The sequence below is a fragment of the Stieleria sp. genome, from assembly GCF_041595215.1.
Classification (GTDB): Bacteria; Planctomycetota; Planctomycetia; order Pirellulales; family Pirellulaceae; genus Stieleria; species Stieleria magnilauensis.
Genome location: NZ_JBFHKV010000661.1, coordinates 1 through 4,861, shown reverse-complemented (window position 1 = coordinate 4,861; position 4,861 = coordinate 1). Strand labels below are relative to the sequence as shown.

Sequence of the window (4,861 nt, the reverse complement as noted above, 5' to 3'; positions counted from 1 at the left end):
CATCGTCGACTGCCGATCGCGAGCAGACTGGCGATGATGGCGGCGCCGGGGTAAGCGATTCCCGAAATGCGAATCGGATGCGTGTCAACGTTCGTCTGCACAGGCGGTGGTTGCTCGCTGGTGATGGAGTCGGCGAATTCACTTGCGATGACGGCCAGGATGGCGCCACGGATCTCGCTCGCCGGGTCGGGACTGAGATCCGTCTCCACGCCCGCAATCAAACCGACGCTGCGATGCATGCCGACGGTCGCGTCCAAGACGACGTCGACCACCGATGCGTGGATGTCGAGCATCACCGACGGCAGATCATGTTCAAAAACGATGCCTTCGATCAATCCGGTTGACTCGCCAAACCACTCATCGATCGCGTGATCGTAGACCGACCGTTCCAGATTTGGACGATCATCATTGCTTCCCTCGGCGACTTCACGAAGTCGTTCCAAGGCATCACCGCCAAGTTCCCATCGCTCGTCGTCGGTTGAGTCATCGGCATGGTCATCCGATGCCTGGAAATGATGATGCCACAACGGAAGGGTTTCCACGGTGCCGGTGAGATCTGATTCGCGATCGACGGCAATTGGCTCCACCACTTCCTCCACCAACGACTCGCCAAAAATGGCTTCTCTCACCGCCGTGGTTTCCGGGATCTGATTGACGGGGACGGTGTCGCTCGCGATTGCTTGAGCTTGCTCACGGTCTCTGGTAACCGGTTTGACGACTTCGTCTTGGGTTGCGGCGCCGGTCGATGACGGTGCGGAAACCAGCGTCTCGGTCGAAGTCGCGGTCGGCGTCTCCGTCCCGGTCGCGTCGAGCACGCCGCTGGGGTGCGACGTGGTGCTGCCGCCCCTTTCGCTGTTGGTTGAACCCGATTGAGTTGAACCCGATTGAGACGACGAGGGGACAACGATCAGGCTAATGGTCGTCGACGGCGTGGATCCCCGCGGCTGGAGAAACGCCTGACGCTGTGCCTGGGCCAAACCCTGCGCGTCAGGAAACGGTCCACGGATCGATGGGCCGCTTTCACGGACCGAGGCTTGTCGCTCGCCCAACAGTCGATCCGATTGCGTGTGTTGCGAATGACTGTCGTGATGCGACGCTCTGCCAACGATTGCGGCTCGATCGCCAGCGCCGCCGCGATCGCCACCATCGCCGCGATCAAACACCGTGGCCTCGCGGGGTGTGACCTGGAACAGGATTCCAGCCGCCAGCATGCAACGAGATTCCAATCGTTCCAACAACAGTGCGCGGGACTCTTCTGGATTGCTCATGATGCTGCCCTCCCAAGGTCCACGGTCGCTACGGCGACCGTTCGGTAGTTGCGTTGATGTTTTTTCAGGTAGTCTTGGAAACGCGCCACTTCGGGGGCCAACCGGACCGCGGTGGATTGCCGCTCGATGGCTTCGTGATAGGCTTGGGCGGCGGCCTTGCGATCACCGAGCTGTTGGTGCAGAAAACCGAGGTTGTTCAACACACCACCGAGCATGCTTTGCGTCTCGGCATCATCGTGAAACCGTTCCGCGAGCGGACGTCCGAGGGAGAGTGCCTGGTCAAAGGCGGCGAGTGCGGCGGTCCGTTGATCGGATTTGGACAGCGCCAGACCCAGGTGGTTGTAGCTGAGCACCAAGTCGCGACGATAGGTTGCTTGTTCGGGCCATCGGGTGAGCAATTCGTTGCCGATTTCGATGGCTCGATTGAACGTGTCGATCGCCGCGGCGTTTCGCTGTGCTGCCGATTGAGCCGCCCCGAGCGTGTTGAGCGTGACAATCGTCCGCGTCGCCAGTTTCGCGTTTCCACGATCGGCCTGGAGGGCATCGAGCTGTCCTGCGAGTGCTTCCCGCGCGTACACCACCGCACGCTCCGGTGACGTCGTGGTCAGCAAGCCGCTGAGATTGGTTCGGACCGTGGCGAGCTGTTGCTGACTCTCCGAGCTTGTCGGCTGACCGTTCTCGGTGAGCAAACGGATCGCTTCCAGATAGGTTTCTTCGGCTTTTTCTTTGGCTTCGGTTTGGTTCAGCAGCAAACCCAAGTTGTTCAGACTGGTCGCCAAGGCCAGCCTGGCGGTTTGGTATTGCTCGCTGGCCGCTCGCCGCACAATGCGTTTTTGTGTCACGATGGCGCGGGCGAAGAAACGCGCGGCGTCTTCGAGCTTGCCGCCGCGGACATATGCCTGGGCCAGGTTGTTTTGACTGGTTGACCAGTCGAGCAAGGTCGCATCGTTCGCCGTTGGCTGGGCGGCAAGCTGGGCATAGAGCGATTCGCTGCGGGCGAGGGACTCGATCGCCTTGTCGTTTTCGCCGAGTTCGGACTGCAGGGAACCCGTCTTTCCCAGCGTCACCGCCAGGTCTTCGCGCAGTTGCGGATCATCTTGGGCTTCCGCGGCAAACCGCTGGTAGTAATCCAACGTAACAACTAAGAACTGACGTCTGACGGAGTCCGCGGCGGGGATATCGGAGAGCTGTTCGGCCACCTGTGCACCGAGTCGGTCGAGGACATCACGGGCGAGCGCCTCGCCACGCGTGGCGCGCAGGGCGCTGTCATCGGAGGCCTGTTTGGCGGCAGCCAGCTTCGCCGTCGCGATCGCTGATCCCAGGAAACCCAGCATGACGACCAATGCCCCGGTCATCACCACGTTGCGATGTTTGGCGGCCAGACGAGCAATGTGGTCGGCGATTGAGGGAGGCCGAGCAACGGTGGGTCGGCCCTCCAAAACGCGACTCAAGTCACTTGCAAAGTCATCGGCCGTGTCGTAACGGTCTTCGCGACGTTTCGACATCGCTTTGGCGATCACGGTTTCTAAATCGCGCGGCAGATCCGGTCGCAGACTCCGCAGCGGTGTGACGCTGTCTTGGTCGATCTGTCGCAGAATCGTCGGTGCATCGTCGGCATCGTGAGCCGGACGCAGGGTTAGCATCTCGTACAGGGTCGCCGCGAGCGAGTAAATGTCGGCCCGCCCGTCGATCAACGCGGACTCGCCGCGCGCCTGTTCGGGACTCATGTAACGCATCGTGCCGATGACATCGCCGGAACGCGTCAGCGTCACGTCGGTTTGGCAGCGGGCGAGTCCGAAATCAGTGATCCAGATTTTCCCAGATTTGTCCAGCATCAGGTTGGACGGTTTGACGTCGCGATGGACCACCCCGTTCTCATGCGCGACGTGCAATGCCCCCGCGATGTCGATCGCCCAGCGAATGGTTTGCGACGTGCGGGCTTCGATCCGATGCGTTGCTTCATGGCGGGCCGATGTCACTTTCACGTCGATCGACTCTCCGTCGATGTACTGCATCGCATAATAATGAACGCCCCGCTCGCTGCCGACGCTGTAGATCGGCACGATATTGGGATGCTGAAGCAAGCCTGCCGCGTGGGCTTCATTCTTGAATCGAGCGATTTGCCGAGCGTCGAGTAGTGATGCGAGCGGCAACAGTTTGATCGCGACCCGGCGGTCAAGCGATTTCTGACTGGCTTCGTAGACGATCCCCATTCCGCCGCGTCCGATTTCACGTTGGATCGTGAAATCTCCCAGCGTCATTTTGCGATGCTGCTCAGGCGAATCGGTGCGACTCGGATCTTGGAAACCGGGGGACACGCCATACAACGCGTCGAGCTTTTCCAAGTACGCGGCAAAGACGTCGGCGAGATCCGGGTTCGCCTGGTTGACTTGACTGACATCCATGCGTTCGCCGTTTTCGAGCGCGAGCAAGTATTGATCGAGCAGCTCGGTCAAACGCGTCTGCTGATCTTCGGTTAACCCTTGTAGCATCGAGGGCTGCGAAGGCGTGGCGTCGATGTCGGATTGATTCAGTGCCACCATCAATGCATCGCCCCGGTTGTTTTAAAACTTTCCAACGCCCGCAACCAAAGCATCCGAACGGCGCCGCACTTGCGATCCATCCGCTGGGCAATCTCGTCGAACGAGAGACCTTGCAAGACGCGGAGCACGATGACCTCGCGATAATGAGGTTTCAGCTTGCTGAGTTGGTCGGCCAGGATCACCGCGCTTTCGCGGGCCTGCAGCGGAGAACTGGGCGAAGGACCGCCGGCGGGTAACATCCCGGCCAGGTTACACGCAGAGTTTTCCAACCGATTGTTGACCACTTCCAACGACACTTCGCGGCGGATGTCACGCTTTTCGACTTTGATGTGACGTTTGAAACTGCGATGAAGCGTGTGGATCAAGATCGTCCGCAACCAGCACAACAATTCGCCTTGGCTGGTCCCTCGAAAATCGGCAAAGTCCTGATGGGCTGCCAACATCGCTTCTTGAACGATGTCAGAAGGATTCAATCGTCGACGCAATCGGCGGTCCAGTTGGGTGCTGGCCAGGATGGTCAAATAGTTGGCATACCATTGCAGCAGCTGGCCGAGTGCATCACGGTCACCATTGCGGGCACTGGCGAGCAATTCGGGGAAACCGGCTTCGTCGCCCGGGTCTGCGGGGGGAGCGGAATCAACCGAATAGATTGGGCTGGGGGAGTCGGTGGTGACCATGTTGCGGACTTCAGCAGGAGAGAAGAAAGAGGGGCGGAACAGCAGCCGAGCGGGGAGAGGTTTTCACCGTTTTGCTGCCCGCTGTTGAGTCAGTTGCGACGAGAGACGTGAATCCGCCGCGCTTTTGAACATTTTTTTCAAAAGATTGTTCTCCGTCACTTTGCTCATCGAAACGATCGACGGGCTCGGAATTGACCGCCGCGGGTTCGCCCCAGCGAAGCAAAAAACGCATCCGATGGCACGTGATGGCGATGTCGTGGACGCATCATCTCGCCCGATTCACTTGCCAGATTGCGGAATTCCTGCACCTCCTCAAACGACACGCCGCCGTCGTCGTCGACGTCTGCGGCCGAGATGTTCCGCCACCGCCGCT

General features: G+C 59.9%; 4 protein-coding genes. All 4 read right to left on the bottom strand.

Annotated features, from left to right (window positions below; translation table 11 throughout):
• A partial coding sequence (locus ABX749_RS22010) for a hypothetical protein (RefSeq protein WP_372897877.1) occupies window positions 1-1,268 on the bottom strand: 1,268 nt, incomplete at its 3' end.
• Window positions 1,265-3,811 (bottom strand): protein kinase, encoded by a 2,547-nt coding sequence (locus ABX749_RS22005; protein WP_372897876.1) that lies wholly within the window; start codon window positions 3,809-3,811, stop codon window positions 1,265-1,267. The genes ABX749_RS22010 and ABX749_RS22005, both read right to left, overlap by 4 nt.
• Window positions 3,811-4,488 carry a sigma-70 family RNA polymerase sigma factor gene (locus ABX749_RS22000; protein WP_372897875.1) on the bottom strand — a complete coding sequence of 226 codons (678 nt, stop codon included), beginning with the start codon at window positions 4,486-4,488 and terminating at the stop codon, window positions 3,811-3,813. The genes ABX749_RS22005 and ABX749_RS22000 overlap by 1 nt, the downstream gene beginning before the upstream one ends.
• Window positions 4,489-4,652: 164 nt before the next feature.
• Window positions 4,653-4,861 (bottom strand): hypothetical protein (locus ABX749_RS21995; protein ID WP_372897874.1); only part of this gene is annotated, 209 nt, incomplete at its 5' end.